Source organism: Rhizobium leguminosarum, assembly GCF_019798305.1.
GTDB classification, from domain to species: Bacteria; Pseudomonadota; Alphaproteobacteria; order Rhizobiales; family Rhizobiaceae; genus Rhizobium; species Rhizobium leguminosarum_U.
This window is the reverse complement of sequence record NZ_JAAXDD010000016.1, coordinates 40326-58139: the sequence shown is the minus strand read 5'-3', so window position 1 is coordinate 58139 and position 17814 is coordinate 40326. Positions and strand designations below refer to the sequence as shown.

General features: G+C 61.4%; 14 protein-coding genes. 3 read left to right on the top strand and 11 right to left on the bottom strand.

Annotated elements, in window-relative coordinates:
* Nucleotides 1–38: 38 nt before the first annotated feature.
* Nucleotides 39–1019 (bottom strand): zinc-binding alcohol dehydrogenase family protein, encoded by a 981-nt coding sequence (locus HFO99_RS26245; protein ID WP_222364563.1) that lies wholly within the window; start codon nt 1017–1019, stop codon nt 39–41.
* Nucleotides 1020–1024: 5 nt separating this feature from the next.
* Here HFO99_RS26245 and HFO99_RS26240 point away from each other — a divergent pair, with 5 nt between their 5' ends.
* The gene (locus HFO99_RS26240) at nt 1025–1534 is read left to right on the top strand and encodes a winged helix-turn-helix transcriptional regulator (protein ID WP_222364561.1); all 510 of its coding nucleotides are present in this window, start codon (nt 1025–1027) and stop codon (nt 1532–1534) included.
* A 91-nt stretch (nt 1535–1625) separates the two neighbouring features.
* Here the strand turns inward: HFO99_RS26240 and leuA are convergent, their stop codons facing one another.
* From leuA to HFO99_RS26225, 3 genes are all read right to left on the bottom strand, one after another.
* On the bottom strand, nt 1626–3377 hold the full coding sequence (gene leuA / locus HFO99_RS26235) for a 2-isopropylmalate synthase (RefSeq protein WP_222364559.1): 1752 nt from the start codon (nt 3375–3377) through the stop codon (nt 1626–1628).
* A gap of 424 nt (nt 3378–3801) precedes the next feature.
* The gene (locus HFO99_RS26230) at nt 3802–5001 is read right to left on the bottom strand and encodes a benzoate/H(+) symporter BenE family transporter (protein WP_222364557.1); all 1200 of its coding nucleotides are present in this window, start codon (nt 4999–5001) and stop codon (nt 3802–3804) included.
* Nucleotides 5002–5196: 195 nt separating this feature from the next.
* Nucleotides 5197–5781 carry an ATP-dependent Clp protease proteolytic subunit gene (locus HFO99_RS26225; protein WP_064247843.1) on the bottom strand — a complete coding sequence of 195 codons (585 nt, stop codon included), beginning with the start codon at nt 5779–5781 and terminating at the stop codon, nt 5197–5199.
* Between the two features lie 330 nt (nt 5782–6111).
* On the opposite strand from HFO99_RS26225, the gene HFO99_RS26220 reads away from it, so the two are divergent.
* Nucleotides 6112–6879 carry a DUF2076 domain-containing protein gene (locus HFO99_RS26220; protein ID WP_222310519.1) on the top strand — a complete coding sequence of 256 codons (768 nt, stop codon included), beginning with the start codon at nt 6112–6114 and terminating at the stop codon, nt 6877–6879.
* A gap of 125 nt (nt 6880–7004) precedes the next feature.
* Here the strand turns inward: HFO99_RS26220 and queF are convergent, their stop codons facing one another.
* From queF to HFO99_RS26190, 6 genes are all read right to left on the bottom strand, one after another.
* Nucleotides 7005–7469, bottom strand: coding sequence for a preQ(1) synthase (gene queF, locus HFO99_RS26215; RefSeq protein WP_064247845.1), 465 nt, complete (start codon nt 7467–7469; stop codon nt 7005–7007).
* Complete coding sequence (gene emfA, locus HFO99_RS26210) at nt 7469–8383, bottom strand: cation diffusion facilitator family transporter (RefSeq protein ID WP_222310520.1); 915 nt, start codon at nt 8381–8383, stop codon at nt 7469–7471. The genes queF and emfA overlap by 1 nt, the downstream gene beginning before the upstream one ends.
* A 320-nt stretch (nt 8384–8703) precedes the next feature.
* Entirely contained in the window at nt 8704–9375 is a 672-nt protein-coding gene (locus HFO99_RS26205; protein WP_222364555.1) for a DUF2161 domain-containing phosphodiesterase, read from the bottom strand.
* Nucleotides 9376–9390: 15 nt separating this feature from the next.
* On the bottom strand, nt 9391–9630 hold the full coding sequence (locus HFO99_RS26200) for a hypothetical protein (RefSeq protein ID WP_003561395.1): 240 nt from the start codon (nt 9628–9630) through the stop codon (nt 9391–9393).
* Between the two features lie 121 nt (nt 9631–9751).
* On the bottom strand, nt 9752–11941 hold the full coding sequence (locus HFO99_RS26195) for an anthranilate synthase (protein ID WP_222364553.1): 2190 nt from the start codon (nt 11939–11941) through the stop codon (nt 9752–9754).
* 265 nt (nt 11942–12206) lie between these two features.
* Nucleotides 12207–14459 carry a TonB-dependent hemoglobin/transferrin/lactoferrin family receptor gene (locus HFO99_RS26190; RefSeq protein ID WP_222364552.1) on the bottom strand — a complete coding sequence of 751 codons (2253 nt, stop codon included), beginning with the start codon at nt 14457–14459 and terminating at the stop codon, nt 12207–12209.
* 268 nt (nt 14460–14727) lie between these two features.
* On the opposite strand from HFO99_RS26190, the gene HFO99_RS26185 reads away from it, so the two are divergent.
* Entirely contained in the window at nt 14728–15642 is a 915-nt protein-coding gene (locus tag HFO99_RS26185) for an extensin family protein (RefSeq protein ID WP_222364551.1), read from the top strand.
* Between the two features lie 24 nt (nt 15643–15666).
* Here HFO99_RS26185 and HFO99_RS26180 read toward each other — a convergent pair whose 3' ends face one another.
* On the bottom strand, nt 15667–17346 hold the full coding sequence (locus HFO99_RS26180) for a formate--tetrahydrofolate ligase (RefSeq protein ID WP_222364550.1): 1680 nt from the start codon (nt 17344–17346) through the stop codon (nt 15667–15669).
* Nucleotides 17347–17814 lie beyond the last annotated feature (468 nt).

Below are 17814 nucleotides of genomic sequence, written 5' to 3'. Positions count from 1 at the left end.
ACGTCGAGCGGCGCCACGTCGTGCTCGCCCTGTTTGATTTAAGGCACCAGCACCACCTTGCCGACCGCCCTCCGCCCTTCGATGGCGCGATGCGCTTCCGCCGCTTGATGCAGTTGGAAACGACCGCCGTCGATAACCGTCAGGGCGCCCGCCGCGGCAAACTCGAAGAGTTCGGCAAGATCCTCCCGCACACCCTGGGACGTCACCAGCGGCAACAGCGAAAATCCCTTGATTGACTGATTGTCACCAAGCATGCGCTCGATATCGGCCGCCTCAAGCCCGAACCGCCCCATCGCCACCAGCACCAGCTCGCCGCAAGGCGCCAGCGCATCGAGCGCCGCCCTTGAAAACGCACCGCCGACCGTCTCATAGATGATATCCGCACCGAGCCCTCCGGTCAGCCTCTTGATGTCCTCCTGCCAGGCAGGCGCCGTATAATCGACCGCATGATCGGCGCCGAGAGACAGGGAAAGCGCCCTCTTCTCGTCACTGCTCGCCGCCGCGATCACCATCTTCGCCCCGTCACGTCTCGCCAGCTGCACAAGCAGCGACCCGACACCGCCCGCTGCCGCACTCACGAGAACATTCTTACCTCTCGCGGGACCGCGGCGCAGCAGATGCAGCGCTGTCAGTCCCTGCACCATCAGCCCGGCAGCCGCCGCGAAAGAAATCGCATCCGGCAGCTGCACCACCGCCCCGCCGTCGACCGTGACGAATTCGGCATAGCCGCCCGAACCGGCCCCGATCGTAAAGAGAGGAACGGCAACCCGCATGCCAATGAGCGAGCGGTCGCCACCAGGCCCTGCTCGCTCGATCGTACCCGCGACCTCGACACCGGGAAACATCGGCAGGTCGGGCGTTGCGGCGTAGCGGTCGGCCCGCATCAACACCTCGAAGAAGTTGACGCCCGCCGCATGGACGCGGACGAGAACCTCCCCCGGCCCCGGCTCGGGAACCGGCAGCTCTACGACCTCGAGGACATCGGGCGGACCGAAGCGAGTAAATTGGACGGCTTTCATGGCAGGTGAACCTCACGTCTGATTGGCGTGGGGCAGGTTTAGCAATAGAATATCAGATGAAAATACAAACTCTTTCGTGCCCTACCCACCAGGAGGTGACCATGGCTGAGCCGATGAAAAGACTCCCCGAACTGCCGGTCGAGCGCGCACTGAAGGTGATCTCGGGGCGCTGGAAGCCGGTTATCCTCTATTACGTCTTCTCCGGTCCGAAGCGTCTGTCGGAGTTGAAGCGGATGATGCCCGCCATTACCCAGAAGGTTCTGATCCAGCAGCTGCGCGAGATGGAGGAGCACGGGCTGGTCGCCCGCCAGATCTTCGCCGAAGTCCCTGCTCGCGTCGAATACAACGCGACCGAACTCGGCCTCCAGCTCGAACCGGTGCTGCTGGCGCTCTGCCAATGGGGCCAACGCCACGCCGAAACGCGAAACGAAGCCGACAAAATCGCCGACTGCATCGTCAGGCCGCGCCGCGCTACAGCACCGCGCCTCCTTTCAGACGCGCATAAGGCGCTGTAACACTTTGAATTACTGCATAATTTTATCCTTAAATCGATTCCGGTTTAAGGAATTGTGCAGTAGTGCGCTCGCGGCCTAAGTCCTTTTAAGATCAGGCCTTGCCGGCCTTCACGTCGAGCACACGGTTGGCGGCCGAGACGATCGCTTCCAGCGATGCCGCGACGATGTTGGTATTGATGCCGGCGCCGAAGAGTTTGCCGCCGGGATAGGAGGTCTCGACATAGGAGATCGCCGCCGCGTTCGAGCCATGCTGGAGCGAATGCTCGGAATAGTCCTCGACCGACATCTCGATGCCGAGATAATGCGACAGCGCGTTGATGAAGCCGTCGATCGGACCGTTGCCGCGCCCTTCGATGCGCTTGATCTCCCCATTGTCGGTAATCTCGGCTGCGACGATCCGCTGACCCTTGTGCTCAGTGTCGGGATAGGTGTGATGGTCGACGAAGCGCAGCCGCCCTTCCGGCTGCGTCACGTAGCGCTCGATGAAGCGGTCGTAGATGCGCCGGGACGGAAGCTCCTTGCCCTCTACGTCGGTGATGCGCTGGATATCCTCGCGGAATTCCACCTGCAGGTTACGCGGCAGGTTCAGCCCGTAATCCTGCTGCAGGATATAGGCGATGCCGCCCTTGCCGGATTGAGAGTTGATGCGGATGATCGCCTCGTAGGAACGACCGACATCGCGCGGATCGATCGGAAGGTACGGGACCTCCCACACCGGATGGTTGGCGACCTGTGCTGCCTTCATACCCTTGTTGATCGCATCCTGATGCGAGCCGGAGAAGGCCGTATAGACCAGTTCGCCGACGTAAGGATGACGCTCGCCGATCGCCATCTGGTTCGAATATTCGAACACTTCCTTGATGCGCTCGATATTCGAGCAATCGATCTCGGGATCGACGCCTTGCGTGAACATGTTCAGTGCCATCGTCACCATGTCGACATTGCCGGTACGCTCCCCATTGCCGAACAGCGTGCCTTCGACGCGGTCGGCACCTGCCAGCAGTGCCAGTTCGGCAGCGGCAATGCCGGTGCCGCGGTCGTTATGCGGATGCAGCGAAACGATCAGGTTCTCGCGATTGCCGAGGTTGCGGCACATCCATTCGATCTGGTCGGCATAGACGTTCGGCGTCGCCATCTCGACGGTGGACGGCAGGTTGATGATCAGCTTGTTATCGGGCGTCGGCTTGACGACCTCGATGACGGCATTGCAGATCTCCAGCGCCACATCGAGTTCGGTGCCGGTAAAGCTCTCCGGGGAATATTCGAAACGGTAACCGCCGCCGGCCTTCGTGGCCATATCGGTGATCATCTTGGCGGCATCGACGGCGATCTGCTTGATGCCCTGCACATCCTTGGCGAAGACGACGCGGCGCTGCAACTCGCTGGTGGAGTTGTAGAAGTGCACGATCGGCCGGTTTGCGCCTTCCAGCGCTTCGAAGGTGCGGGTGATGAGTTCCGGGCGGCACTGTACCAATACCTGCAGGGAGACGTCGTCGGGGACATTGCCCTCCTCCACGCACCAGCGGGCAAAGTCGAAATCGGTCTGCGAAGCCGAGGGGAAACCTATCTCGATTTCCTTGAAGCCCATCTCGATCAGCAGGTGGAACATCCGCGCCTTGCGATCGTGGCCCATCGGGTCGACGAGCGCCTGGTTGCCGTCGCGCAGGTCGACCGAGCACCAGACCGGTGCCTTGGTAATGGTCTTTGTCGGCCATGTGCGGTCGGGAATGTTCACCTGCGGATAGGCCCGGTATTTCACCGCGGCGTCGGGCATGCCTTTTGCGGGGCTCATCTCGCTCTTGGAGGCCATCTTATCTCGGGGGGATTGCGTCTTCGCGTCCATCGTATCGTCTCCTCGTCCCGGCATTTGCCCGCTCTTAGCCGATCACGTCGGGCTTGGCGATAAACAAATGCGGACCTTGTCGGTCGTTAGGTCAATTTTGAAAGTGAGTCGCGAGGAGCGATGGCCGGGCGGGCTTTCGGCCGCCGGGCGCTCCTCAAAGGACCCGGCAACCGCGCGTAAGGCCGAGGAGAAGAAGCGAGGTCAGGGCGCGCGAGACGTCACGCAGGGCGATGCGGCCGCGTGCAATCGTGTCAGAAATTCTGGCGCCAGTGGTCTTCATGACCGTGCTTATAACCTCGGGCGGTGACGCTGGCAAGTCCTTGCCCGGTTTTTGGTCGTCGCCAACGGTCGACGAACTGCCAGCCTATTGCCGGCGGAGTTGCCTGAAAGCGTTCCGGCATTTGGAGAGCAGAACGACCTTCCGCTACCTCGACTGAGCTCGGTCTTTCCAAATCTTCACCAGCCGCGACAGCGCAAGCATCAGCCCACCGGCGATCAGGCCCCAGAAGGCGCCGGAAATACCACCGAAGGAAACGCCGGAGGCGGTGACGAGGAAGGTGATTGCCGCCGCCTCGCGCGAGTCCGGCGCCTGGAAGGCCGACATTGCCGAGGACGAGAAGGCGCCGACCAGCGCCAGCCCCGCCACTGCCTCGATCAGGATGGAAGGCGCGAGCGCGACGAAGGCCGTCACCGCGCCGGCGAGCAACCCGAGGATGATATAACCGACGCCGGCGATCAGTGACGCCCAATAGCGCCGCTTCGGATCGGCATGGGCATCCTGTCCGGCGCACATCGCCGCGGTAATGGCCGCCAGATTGACGGCGTGGCCGCCGAACGGCGCCGAGAGCAGCGAGAAGAAGCCGGTGACGGCAAAGAGCGGACCGGGCTTTGGATCGTAGTGATTGACCTTCAGCACCGCGATACCCGGAATGTTCTGCGAGGCCATGGTGACGATGAAGAGCGGCAACGCGATCGAGATGAGGCCGGCAAGATTAAACACCGGCCGGACGATCTCCGCCGTCGGCACCAGTGACTGTTCCAACGAACCGAGCGCACCGTCAGGGATATCGACGCCGAAGGCGAGCACCAGCACGAAAGCCGCGAGTGCTGCCGGCACCGCCCAGAGCCGCTTGAAGGCGCCGACGACGATCCAGGCGACGACGATCGGCAGGCCGAACAGCGGATTGAAGCCGATCGCCTTAACCGGCGCGAAACACAGGCCGATCAGCACGCCGGCAAGCATCGCATTGGCGAGTGGCGCCGGAATGGCGGCAACCGCTCGCCCGAGCGGCTTGAACAGTCCCGCAACGATAATCAGCGCAGCACAGATCAGGAATGCTCCGACCGCCGCATTGAAGCCGCCCTCGATCGCCCCGGTGCTTGCCAGCAGCGCGGCACCCGGTGTCGACCAGGCGATGCTGACCGGCAATCGGGTCACAGCACTCAGCACGATCGCGCAGATGCCCATGGAGATCGACAATGCCATCAGCCCCGAAGCCGCCTGTACGTCAGTGGCGCCGACCGCCTGCAGCCCGTGCAGCACGACGGCGAAGGAGCTGGCAGAACCGACGAAGGCAGTCAGCAGCCCCATGAACAGGGCCTGGACGGAAAAATCTTTGAGCATGGCAGGACTCGTGGGCTGCTGGAATGGCGCATGGAGCATGATGGTTGCCGCAGGCGCAAGTTCGGATTCTGTGCTTTCCGTTCAGACCTTGTCGATAGGAGACCATCTCCGTTCAAGCCTTATCCGAAAACAAAGCGCCCTCGCCTGCGATCGGCAGGCAAGGGCGGGTTCTCGGCAGCCTTGGCTGAGAAAAACTTAGATCTCGGCTTGCGACGTCACGATCCGTGAAACGAGGCCATAGTCCTTCGCCTCTTCGGCCGAAAGCCAATAGTCGCGATCCGTATCCTTGTCGATCTTGTCAAGCGGCTGGCCGGTAGCCTCTGCCATGATCCTGTTCAGGCGCTCGTTCATCTTGATGATTTCGCGCGCCTGGATTTCGATGTCGGATGCCATGCCGCGCGTGCCGCCGGAGGGCTGATGCAGCAGGAAGCGCGTGTTCGGCAGGCACAGGCGCCGCTCCTTCGGAGTGGCGACATAGATCAGCGCGCCGGCGGAGGCGACCCAACCGGTGCCGATCATCCAGACCTTTGGCTTGATGAACTTGATCATGTCATGGATGGAATCGCCGGATTCGACGTGGCCGCCGGGCGAATTGACATAGATGCGGATGTCCTCGTCGCTGGCCGCGGCAAGCGCCACGAGCTGCGAGCAGACCTTCTGCGCCAATTCCTGATTGATCGGTCCGTAGATGAAGATCGAACGCGACTTGAAAAGATTCGCCTCCGTTTCCTTGCCGAGCGGCAGTTCCTTCGTCTTGTCGTCCTGGTCTTCGTCGTTCATTCGAACCTCTTGGAGATGAATTCGGGTTCCTCGCACATAGTGCGACTCAATGCCTAAAACAATGCGGGAAAAACACAAGGCACCGAAGCGATGGAGATATCCATAAGAAGCAGCGCGCCGTTCTGCAAGCCTTACTGAATTGTAACCGCGAAAGGCTTTGAAAAGCCTAAATCGGTTCCTACCTCAACCTCACGCGGCAAATGCCGCCAGCGCATAACCCCGACAATCGAATCGAGTGTCGGAAAGGATTTTGCGCAGTTTTAAATTGATAGAGCGTCCTTAGCGCGTCCTGTCGGAGGCGCGGCGCTCTAGATCATTAGGAGGCAGGACATGTCACCCGAAGAACGCCAATTGCTGACCGCCCTCTTCGACCGCGTACGCACCGCCGCGGCCACACCGCGCGACCGCGAGGCCGAAGCCCTGATCGACCAGGCGACCCGCGAACAGCCCTCCGCCACCTATTATCTGGCCCAGGCCGTCATCGTTCAGGAAAAGGGGCTGGAGGCGGCGGCCAACCACATCAAGGAACTCGAAGAGCGTGTCCGCCAGCTGGAAGCCGGCGAGAGCGAGCACCGCCAGGCCGAGCAGGGTGGCGGCTTTCTGAGCTCGATCTTCGGCAATACCCAGACGCAGCAACCGGCCCCGGTCCCCTCCAACCCTGGCCTTTCCAATTCCGGTCCCTGGGGCCAGCAGTCCCGCGGCTACGAACGCGATGTCCGCCAGCCGCCGCAACAGCCGACCGGCCCCTGGACCCAGCAGGTCTCGGCGCCGTCTGCCGGCGGCAGCTTCCTGCATGGCGCGCTCGGCACGGCGGCGGGTGTCGCCGGCGGCATGCTGCTTGCCAACTCGCTGAGCGGCATCTTCGGCAACCACATGTCCTCGCTCGGCTGGGGCTCGCCCTTCGGCGCCAATCCCTTCGGCAATGCCAGTGCGCCCACCGAGGAAACCGTCATCAACAATTATTACGGCAATGATGACACCCGCCAGGCCTCCGACAACACAGACGATGATAACGACGCCAACCTGCAGCAGGCCGATTACGACGACAGCGACGATTCCACCGACGACTCGTCCGGCGACGATGTTACGGATGTGTGAGATCTAGCGGGTAGAGATGGGCAGCGGTTGCCGCACCGTTGCCCGGCCCTTCGCTCCAAGCTCAGGGCGTTCGCCGCCGCAATCGATTCACTGGATCGATTGCCCGGGCTGCGCCCCAACGCAGCTCACCCACGGCCGCGATACGTGGCAACGCCCTGCTCCGGCAGCCATACGCCCTCGGGCGGTGTGCCCGTCTGCCAGAAGACATCGATCGGAATGCCGCCGCGCGGATACCAGTAGGCACCGATCCTCAGCCACCTCGGATCGAGCAGCTCGACGATGCGCTTGGCGATGTAAACGGAGCAATCCTCGTGGAAAGCGCCGTGATTGCGGAAGGAATGCAGGAAGAGCTTCAGCGACTTCGATTCCACCAGCCATTCGCCCGGAATGTAGTCGATGACGATATGAGCGAAATCCGGCTGCCCGGTCATCGGGCAGAGCGAGGTGAATTCCGGCGCGGTGAAGCGCACGACATAATCGGTGCCGGCATGGTTGGACGGCACTTTCTCAAGCACTGCCTCTTCCGGCGATCTTGCGGTTTCGGTTTGCTGACCCAGCATCGACAGGTTGGAAACATCGGTATTCGGCATCATGCCTCCTTGACGACTTTGACGCGGATGCCGTGAGCCTTCTCGCCCTCCGGCTCCACATGAATTGCGATAGTGGCCCCCTCGTGCACCGCCCTGATGGCATCCTCAAGGCGGTCGCATATATCATGCGCCTGCCGAACGGACATCGCTCCCGGCACCACCATGTGAAAATCGATGAAGGTGACTTTACCCGCACGGCGCGTTTTCAGGTCGTGCACGCCGATTGAGCCTTCGGCGTGGGTAGCGATCGCCTGTTTGATCGCCTCCTCCTCCTGCGGCTCGACCGCCTGGTCCATCAGACCGCCGATCGATTGCGAGATCACCTTCCACCCCTGATAGAGGATGTTGATGGCAACGAGGATGGCGAGCATCGGGTCGAAGATCGCATAGCCCGTCGCCAGCGCCAGCAGCAGGCCGACGAGCACGCCGACAGAGGTCACCACATCGGACATGATGTGCTGCCCATCCGCCGTCAGCGCCGCCGAGCGGTGTTGGCGACCCGTCCGGACCAGCAGTCGCGCCCAGATCGCATTGATGACGCCGGCCGCGAAATTGATCGCGAGGCCGAGTACCGGCGCATCGAGCATGCGTGGTTCGGCGAGGAAACCGATCGCTTCGTTGACGATCAGCAGGGCGGCGACCACGATCAGCGCGCCTTCGGTGACGGCAGACAGATATTCCGCCTTGTGATGACCGAAGGGATGGTCGTGGTCGGCCGGCTTCTGCGCGTAGCGGATGACGAAGAAGGCGATGAAGGCGGCGGCGACATTGACCGACGATTCGAGCCCGTCCGACAGCAGCGCCACCGACCCGGTGACCCACCACGCCACCATCTTCAGACCCATGACGCCGAGCGACAGCGGAATCCCCCACATCGCCAGCTTCCGAACCGTAAGATCGCCGTTGTCACTCATATCGTCCCCCTGCGGTTGCGAATGAATTGCAGCTTTCAAGCCGTTGAAACGCAAAACCGCCCACGCGAATGTCGCGCAGGCGGTTCAGTCTAGGGTGATATGGGCGATGACGGAGAATTTGTCAAAGGGGAATGACAGGCCGTTCACGAGCGTTGCCGACCTTACAGCGCCGCGCATCCTTTCGGACGTGCAAAAGACGCCGTAACATTTTGAATTACTGCATAATTTTATCCTCAAAATCGATTCCGATTCAAGGCATTATGCAGTAGCCGGAAAGCAGCCCTCGTCGAGCGATCCCCGTTGCTCGGTACTGCGCCGGCTCAAGGAGCCGGGTCGGACAGGACAGGCTGCGGCCAGCGCAAAAGAGCAGCCCGTCCTGCAGACGTCAGGGCGTAAACACCCTTTTCTATCCGCTCGAACCATCCGTAGACGTTGTCGCGCAGGATCGGGCCGGCGTTGGGCACAAGCGCCTTCATATCTCGCGGCCGCTTGAACCCCCCATCGAGTGCCGACGCACAGAGCAACGCCTGCTGGCGATAGGCGGTCATGATCGGAGCCCGCGAGCCGCCACCGACGGCGGGATCACCAAGGCGGCGCTGATGCTCCTTGACGAGGCGCGAGCGCCGCTTCGGATTGGTGCGCGGCATCGGCGAGACGGAACTGACGATGACGCTGACCTCGCCGCCATCGGAGACGCCAAGCATGCCGATACCAAGTCGCCGGCACAGATTGCGGTATCGTTTGTCGGCCTCTCGCCCTCGGCCCTTGGCGGAAACGCGGGCCGCAACCCAGACTTCATCGCTCATCGTCGCGCGGTCGACCGCCTGGAGAAGCAGTTCAAGGTTGAAGGAGAGTTTCAGTTCGCAGACTACCACGATCGGCGGCTCGGCGCCGTTCAAGCCGACAAGATCGCATCCGCCGACCTCGCCCTTCACGACATAACCAGCCGCCTCCAGGAAAGCTTTGACCGGCAGGTAGAGCGACGTCTCCATGGTAAAAACGGCGCCTCAGGCGGCGTTGAGATCGGCAATCTCGCCATATCGCGCAAGCAATCGCGGCGACGACATGTCACCGGTTTCTTCATCGACGATCACGGCATAGGCCGCCACGCCGACGAAACGCTCAGCCATCGCCGAGGCGATCTTTTCCGCACTGACGGAGTTCGATGCCTGGCGCATTTCGCCGGGCACGAGATTGCCGCGGTTCTTGCGGTAAGGGAGAACGATGAACTTTTCAGCATTGGCCACGGCGATAGGTTCCGATTGATCGTTCCTGAAATGTTCTGATTTGCCGGAAGAAGTCAAGTCGCGGCCCGACGGCCTGATGCCTGGCCCTTCCCACAGTGGGAAGGGTCAGGTTAAATTGCCGTCACGCAGCCTTCGTCTTCACCCTGCGCGCCAGATGCGCCACGACATTTTCGATCATCCGCATCCCGGCATCGCCACCGAGCGTCATGATCGACTCCGGATGGAACTGCACTGCGGCGATCGGTTCCTTGGCGTGTTCGATACCCATGATCGTGCCGTCGTCGCTTTCCGCCGTGATGATGAACTCGCGCGGCAGCGTCGAGGGATCGGCGAAGATCGAGTGGTAGCGGCCGACCGTCACCTCCTTGGCAAGGCCGGAGAAGACGATGCCAGGCTCCAGCACGCGGATGCGCGAGGGCTTGCCGTGCATCGGCAGCGCCAGATGGCGCAGTTCCCCGCCATAGGCTTCGGCGAGCGCCTGCAGGCCGAGGCAGACGCCGAAGATTGGCAGGTTGCGCGCCCGCGCTTTCTTGATCGTCGCCTTGCAGTCGAAATCCTTGGGCGTTCCAGGTCCTGGCGACAGCACGACGAGGTCCGGGTTCAGCCGGTCGAAGATTTCCTCCGGCACCGGCGTGCGCACGGTCGAAACCGTCGCCCCCGTCTGGCGGAAATAATTGGCGAGCGTGTGGACGAAGCTGTCTTCGTGATCGACGAGCAGGATGCTGACGCCCTTGCCGACGCTCGCGACGTCGCGCTGGATCCTGCCGGAATTACCCGTCTTGGCGTCTCGGATGGCGGAAAGCATGGCGGAGGCCTTCAGTTCTGTTTCGGCTTCTTCTTCCTCAGGAATGGAATCGTTGAGCAGCGTCGCACCGGCGCGCACCTCGGCGATACCATCCTTGATGCGCACGGTGCGCAGCGTCAGGCCGGTGTTCATGTCGCCATTGAAGCCGACCATGCCGATCGCCCCGCCATACCAGGCGCGTGGGCTTTTTTCATGGCTCTCGATGAAGCGCATCGCCCAGAGCTTCGGGGCGCCGGTGACAGTGACCGCCCACGCGTGGCTGAGGAAACCGTCGAAGGCGTCCATGTCGTCGCGCAGCCGCCCTTCGATATGGTCGACCGTGTGGATGAGGCGCGAATACATCTCGATTTGCCGGCGGCCGATGACCTTGACCGAACCTGGCTCGCAGACACGGCTTTTGTCGTTGCGGTCGACATCCGAGCACATGGTAAGCTCGGATTCGTCCTTCTTGGAATTCAGGAGCTTCAGGATCTGCTCGCTGTCGGCGATCGGATCGTCGCCGCGCTTGATCGTGCCCGAAATCGGGCAGGTTTCGATGCGACGGCCGGAAACGCGCACGAACATTTCGGGCGAGGCGCCGACCAGATATTCCTGATGGCCGAGATTGATGAAAAAGGAATAGGGCGACGGATTGATCGCCTTCAGCCGCTTGGAAATGTCGGACGGCTTGCTGTCGCAGCGCTCCATGAATTTCTGCCCGGGCACAACTTCGAAGAGGTCGCCCTTGCGGAAACTTTCCTTCGCCTTGGTGACGAGCTCGGCATATTCGCCCGGCCGGTGATCGCTCTTCGGCGGAATGGCATCCGTGTGTTTGAAGGGCTCCGCTGCGATATCCTGGGCCTTGCCCTCGGTCGTCACGCCGCCTTTTTCGAAGTCGTAACGGTCGACCCAGGCCTTGGCGGCGTAGTTGTCGACGACGAGGATCTCGTCCGGCAGATAGAGCACCATGTCGCGCTGGTCTGAGGGCCGCGTCAGCTTCAGATTGATCGCGTCGAACTGGAAGGCGATGTCGTATCCGAAGGCGCCGTAGAACCCGAGGCTCGCATCCGCCTGCGAATAGAACAGGTCGGTGACGGCGCGCAGCACGGTGAAGACCGTCGGCATCTTCGAGCGCTCTTCCTCGGTAAACACCCGGTCCGGCGTCTTGACGGTCAGGTCGAGGCGACGGGCGGAGGACACGCCGAGCACGATGTCGGACACCGTCTTCAGCCGCTCGGTCACGAAGCCAAGGATCACTTCGCCGCGTTCATTATAGGCTTCGATCCAGACGTCACGCCCGAAGGAGGAGATGCCGAGCGGCGGATCGACGACGGCGGTATCCCAGCGTGTATAGCGGCCCGGATATTCGTAGTTCGACGAGAACACCGCACCGCGGCGCTCGTCGAGCTTGTCGACATAGGAAGAGACCGCATCGCCGTAGGGGATCGCCCGCCGCTGCCGCGTGACGGATATGCCGCCCTTGGTCTCGTAGATTTCCGCACCATCATCCCGTAGGATCGTTACCATTGTTCCACTCCGTTATCGGGCCCGGACGACAGGCGGCCATAAAACAAAAAAAGCCGCCTCGAAGTTTCGGGCGGCTCACTCGTCGTCTTTGAACACGATTGGTCGAGGCCGCCTTAGCGAACCCACCACCAAACTGCAATGTTCAAGGACTTGATCATGGAAAAATTGTTAGCCTGAGATCGGCCATTGCGCAAGAGGCGAATGCGGGAATGAAAAGGGCAGCCCGAAAGCCGCCCATCCCCCAGTCCTGAAAGCGTGATCGCGATCAGAAGGTCTTGGTCAGCGAGATCTTGAAGGTGCGGCCGGGCTCGGAATACCAGTCGCGCGGCTGCGACGCCGTCGAGATCAGGTTGACATCGCGCACGGCGAGCGCGTTGAAATATTCCTGGTCGAAGATGTTGTAGACGCCTGCCTGCACACGCAGGCCCGGCACCTGATCCGGCGTCCACCAGCCGGTCAGGTCGACGATTGCGTAGCCGGGCGCATCGAAGGTCGTGTCGGCTGTGTTGGTGATGGGCGTCTTGAGATGGTCAGTGAGCATGCCGGCCGAAAGCGTAGAAGAAAGATCGAAGCCGAAATTCTCGTTGCTCCAACCGCCGCCGACGATCGCCTTGAATGGCGCCACCGAGCGCAGGCGCTGGGCCGTATCCTCGTTCCTCCCATAGGCATAGGCGAGTGCGGCATGCAGGTTGATGCCGTTGTTGAACGTCTTGTCGGCGCTGGCTTCGATGCCGGAGATCGTCACACTGCTGACGTTGGCATAGTTGAACTCCGTGATGCCAGTGGTCGCGTTGACGCTCGTCACCGTTTCGATAAAGTTGTGATACCGGTTGTGGAAGACCGCCAGACGGCCGTTGAAATCACCCGTGTCGAAATTGGCGCCCATCTCGACCCCATAGCCAGTTTCTGGCTTCAGGTCGGGGTTGCCGAGTTGGGCATAGTTGCCACCCGCATTGTAGAAGCGGCTGTAGAGCTCATCGACAGTCGGTGCGCGGAAGGCCGACGACAGCTGGGTGTAGAGCTGCACATCGGGTGTCAGTTCGTAGGTGGCGAGCACCTTCGGCGAAACGTGCTTACCGCTGCGGTCGGACAGCGTGCCGAACTTGGCAAGCGCCGGATTGCTGGCGAACCCGCCGCTCGTTGACGGATCATAGCTGAACCAGTCAAAACGAATGCCCGGCGTCAACGCAAAATTCGTATCGCCGAACTCGATCTTGTCTTCGATCGACAGGCCGATCGTCTTGCTCTCGACGTCGGGCACTTCCGACTGGTTGTTGAGCGAAGGGCATGTCGTCGGCGTCGGGCATAGCGCGGAGCTGTACTGGGTCCAGTCCGACGTCGTCGCTTCGAGCGTTGCCTTCACCGAATGCCGGACGTTCGAATAATCGAAATCCTTGGTGACGGTGCCGTTGAAGCCCCAGGTCTTGTTTTCGATCTCGTTGTTACGGCCATAGGCGACATTGGCCGCCGTGCGGCCATTCGTGCCCGATTCCTTCTTCAGGTCCTGCCAATAGAGTACCGCGCGGGCGGAGGTGAAGAAAGCGTCAGACGATATGGCTTCATAATCGTAATCGAGGGAAACGCGGTCGCGGTCGTTCAGCTCACGGGCATCATAATTGTCGATCATATAGGTGCGCCCGGTCCCCTGCAGATCTCTTTTTTCGGTCTGGAGATCGCGACGGAACCGTTCGGCCGTCAGGCCGAGGCGGTGGCCGCCCTCGAATTCCTGACGGATCTTGAAAAGCAGGTTGTGCTGGTCGAAATCGGCCGGATCCGACTCGGTGCGGTAACGACCGTAGCTTTCGCTGTCGCCCATGTTGTCGCGTTCATGGCCCTTGCGGTAACCGCCCTGAAACAGGATCGACGTATTGCCGATCTTCTTGGCAGCGGCGGCCGATCCGGAAATGCTGCGGTATTCGCTGTAATAGGTCGACTTGACGATCGCGCCCCAGTCGCGGCCTTCAGGGATAAGATCCTCCGGCTCCAGCGTATTGAGGACGATGGCGCCGCCGAGCATGCCGGAACCGCCCCGGCTCGAATCTGCCCCGCGCACGATGTCGAGCGACGACAGCGAATTGAAATCGAAGGTGTCGCCGCCGCCGTTGGCGTTGGCCGGCGCGAAGGCCCCCTGGCGTGAACTATTCGAGAGATAGGGGATCGGAATGCCGTCGACGATGGTCAGGATGCGCGGGCCGGAGAGGCCGCGTAGATTGATGCCGGCATCGCCACGTGAGGCATTAATGCCCGGATCGACGCTGCGGCCGAGGTCTTCGATATTGGTGACCTGCTTTTCATCGAGCTTCTTGTCGGTAATCTCGGTTGCCAGCGGCGTATCGGCGACGCTGCCCGGCGCCACGCGTTTGCCCTTGACGACGATCTTCTGCAGGGCGGTGCTGTCATCCGCCGTGGCTTGCGGCGCGGTTGCCGGAGCGCTTTGCGCGAAAGACTGCGAAACAGGAAGTACAACTGTGGCTGCCGTGCAGACCAATAGAACCGAACGCCAATGCCGGACGATCATAACCTACCCCTTAATGATGATACCGGGCTGGCTAGTCGTGGCGCGTCGAACGCTCGAGGGGCTGGCTGGGCTTTTGTGGATGAAGACGATGCAAAATTCCGCCTTCTTTCTGCCGCATAAAAAACATGAGAAATATTGTCAACATAAAGCGGCGACTTATGTTGAATAAAATATCAAGTTTTAATGATCTCTCCGGACGTTGCGAAATTGCAACGAAATCCGCTCGCTTGCGTTATCCCTAGCTATCGACACCAGGGAATCGGATGCGTTGAGAAAACTTGCGATACTGGCGATCCTTCTCGCCGCAACCGCCGTTCTTGCCGGTGCCCGCCTGCCCGTTCACGGTCCTCTGCCACAACAAAGGCCGGATATCGAGGGCACGTCCGCACCCACCCCCGATTCAAATGCCGAAGGCACGCAACCGCCGCCGGCAGCAGAAATGCCCACTCCTGAACCGAAGCCCGACATCCAAAAACCAGAAACACCGAAAACCGAACCCGCCAAACCGATGCAGGGACCGCCGCTTCCCCCTGGGAAGGAAAACCCACAAGCTCCGACTGAGGAGAACAAGCCTCCCGCCGCACAAACACTTGAGGAACAGCATCTGACGATCGAGCCCGAAAGCGATGCCGAGCACACCGAGTGCACGGCTGCGCTTCAGGCGCTGGGCGTGGTCTTCAAGGACGCGCCGCGCATCGACGACGGCAATGGCTGCGGCATCGACAGGCCGATCATCGTCTCCGAAGTCCCGCCCGGCATCAAGCTGAAGCCGGAGGCAACGATCCGCTGTCCGGCAGCGCTTGCCCTTGCCCGTTGGATGAAGGACAGCGTCATCCCGGCGGCCTCCGCCGCCCTGCCGGAGCAGGGCCGCATCACCACCGTCAACCAGGCAACGTCCTATATGTGCCGCCTGCGCAACGGCGCTGGAACCGGCAAGATCTCCGAACATGCCCGCGGCAACGCCATCGACATTGCGAGCTTCCATTTCGAAAAGGGTGAGGATGTCGCTGTCCGCTCCCGCCGCGAGGATCCGACGCTCACCGGCGCCTTCCAGCGCACCGTCAGCGCCGCCGCCTGCCTCTATTTCACCACCGTCCTCGACCCGGAAAGCGACGTCGCCCATGAGACACATTTCCATCTCGACGTGATTGAGAGGAAGGGTGGCTATCGCTATTGCCACTAATCATCCCGGTAGGCTGTCACCGGATTAGAACAAACCTTCGATATAGCCCTGATCGTTTAGGAAAATCCGCTCCGCCGACGGTGATTTCGGCAGGCCGGGCATCGTCATGATCTCGCCGGTGATGGCAACGACGAAGCCCGCTCCCGCGGAAAGCCGCACCTCCCGTACGGTGACAATGTGGCCTTCCGGCGCGCCGCGCAGGTTTGGATCGGTGGAGAAGGAATATTGCGTCTTCGCCATGCAGATCGGCAGCTTGCCGTAGCCCTGCTCCTCCCATGTCTGCAATTGATCGCGCACCGCCTTGTCGGCCGTCACCTCGCCCGCATGGTAGATCTTCGAGGCGACGATCTCGATCTTTTCGAACAGCGAAAGATCATCGCCGTAAAGCGGCTGGAATTTCGCCTGCCCGGATTCTGCCAGTTCCACCACCTTGTGCGCCAGGTCCTCGATGCCGGCCGAACCCAGCGCCCAGTGACGGCAGAGGATCGCCTCGGCGCCAAGTCTCGAGACAAATTCCTTGACTGCCGCGATCTCGGCCTCGGTATCCGAGACGAAATGATTGATTGCCACGACGACGGGCACGCCGAACCGGCGCACATTGGCGACGTGCCGGCCAAGATTGGCGCAGCCCTTTTTCATCGCCACGACGTCCTCCGTGCCGAGATCTTCCTTCTTCACCCCGCCATTCATTTTCAGCGCCCGGACGGTCGCGACGATCACCGCCGCATCCGGCTTCAGTCCTGCCTTGCGGCACTTGATGTCGAAGAATTTCTCAGCCCCCAGATCGGCACCGAAGCCCGCTTCCGTCACCACATAGTCGCCGAGCTTCAGCGCCGTCTTGGTCGCCGTCACCGAGTTGCAGCCATGGGCGATATTGGCGAAGGGGCCGCCATGCACGAAGGCCGGATTGTTCTCCAGCGTCTGCACCAGGTTCGGCTGCATCGCATCTTTCAAGAGCACCGCCATGGCGCCGTCGGCCTTCAGGTCGCGCGCATGCACCGGTGTCCGGTCGAAACGATAGCCGATGATGATGTCGCCGAGCCGCCGCTCCAGATCCTTGAGATCGGTGGCAAGGCAGAGGATCGCCATCACCTCGGAGGCGACGGTGATGTCGAACCCACCCTGGCGCGGGAAGCCGTTGGCGACGCCGCCGAGCGAGGAGACCATGCTTCTGAGTGCCCGGTCGTTCATGTCCATCACCCTCCGCCAGGTGATGCGGCGAATGTCGATATTCTCTTCGTTGCCCCAGTAGATGTGATTGTCGATCATCGCCGCCAGCAGATTGTGTGCCGAGGTGATCGCATGGAAGTCGCCGGTGAAATGCAGGTTGATGTCTTCCATCGGCACGACCTGCGCATAACCGCCGCCGGCCGCCCCGCCCTTGACGCCGAAGCAGGGGCCGAGAGACGCCTCGCGGATGCAGACGACGGCTTTCTTGCCGATCCGGTTCAGCCCGTCGCCGAGCCCGACAGTGGTGGTCGTCTTGCCTTCGCCCGCCGGTGTCGGATTGATCGCGGTGACGAGGATCAGCTTGCCGTCTGCCTTGCCCGCTTGCGCGGCGATGAACTCGGCGCTGACCTTTGCCTTGTCGTGACCATAAGGAACGAGCTGCTCGACCGGAATGCCGAGTTTCGCCCCGATTTCGAAGATCGGCTTTTTGGCCGCGGCCCGCGCGATTTCGATATCGGATTTGATGGATGGCATGGATGTTCCCCCGTCCGACCTCCGCGGGCGCGGAGCCGTTGTTTTTCTCTTCATCGAGATAGCGAAATATCGGGGGTGTGAACAGTGCTGCGCCTTGCGGCCGCCACGCTTACAGCGCCGCGCGTCTTATCAGACGCGCAAGGGACGCTGTAACACTTTCAATATTCGCATCGACCCGAAAATCGGTTTCGATTTTCGGTAAGAATTCGTCACGCTCAGCCTTTGTGAGCTCGGTCTTCCTGGGTCGATTGAGACCCGACGCCTGCTGCAGTCCTCTTAGCCCTGTTCTCTCGACACAATCAGGCTTACATGGCGACCCATCGCGGTCGTGTTCACGCAGATCACCTGCTCCAGCGAAAGGCGCTGGAGCCCACCGCCTGTAGGTCGGTGCGAGAAGACTGGACTTCTCCCCCCGAACTCTCCCAAGTGATTCTCTGCCTGCCCTACTGCGCGGCGCCATAACTATGC

Coding starts and splice junctions, on each gene's coding strand:
- HFO99_RS26220 (WP_222310519.1), top strand. CDS start 6,112: ATGTCACCCGAAGAACGCCAATTGCTGACCGCCCTCTTCGACCGCGTA.
- HFO99_RS26225 (WP_064247843.1), bottom strand. CDS start 5,781: ATGAACGACGAAGACCAGGACGACAAGACGAAGGAACTGCCGCTCGGC.
- HFO99_RS26245 (WP_222364563.1), bottom strand. CDS start 1,019: ATGAAAGCCGTCCAATTTACTCGCTTCGGTCCGCCCGATGTCCTCGAG.
- HFO99_RS26180 (WP_222364550.1), bottom strand. CDS start 17,346: ATGCCATCCATCAAATCCGATATCGAAATCGCGCGGGCCGCGGCCAAA.
- leuA (WP_222364559.1), bottom strand. CDS start 3,377: ATGGACGCGAAGACGCAATCCCCCCGAGATAAGATGGCCTCCAAGAGC.
- queF (WP_064247845.1), bottom strand. CDS start 7,469: ATGCCGAATACCGATGTTTCCAACCTGTCGATGCTGGGTCAGCAAACC.
- emfA (WP_222310520.1), bottom strand. CDS start 8,383: ATGAGTGACAACGGCGATCTTACGGTTCGGAAGCTGGCGATGTGGGGG.
- HFO99_RS26230 (WP_222364557.1), bottom strand. CDS start 5,001: ATGCTCAAAGATTTTTCCGTCCAGGCCCTGTTCATGGGGCTGCTGACT.
- HFO99_RS26195 (WP_222364553.1), bottom strand. CDS start 11,941: ATGGTAACGATCCTACGGGATGATGGTGCGGAAATCTACGAGACCAAG.
- HFO99_RS26190 (WP_222364552.1), bottom strand. CDS start 14,459: ATGATCGTCCGGCATTGGCGTTCGGTTCTATTGGTCTGCACGGCAGCC.
- HFO99_RS26205 (WP_222364555.1), bottom strand. CDS start 9,375: ATGGAGACGTCGCTCTACCTGCCGGTCAAAGCTTTCCTGGAGGCGGCT.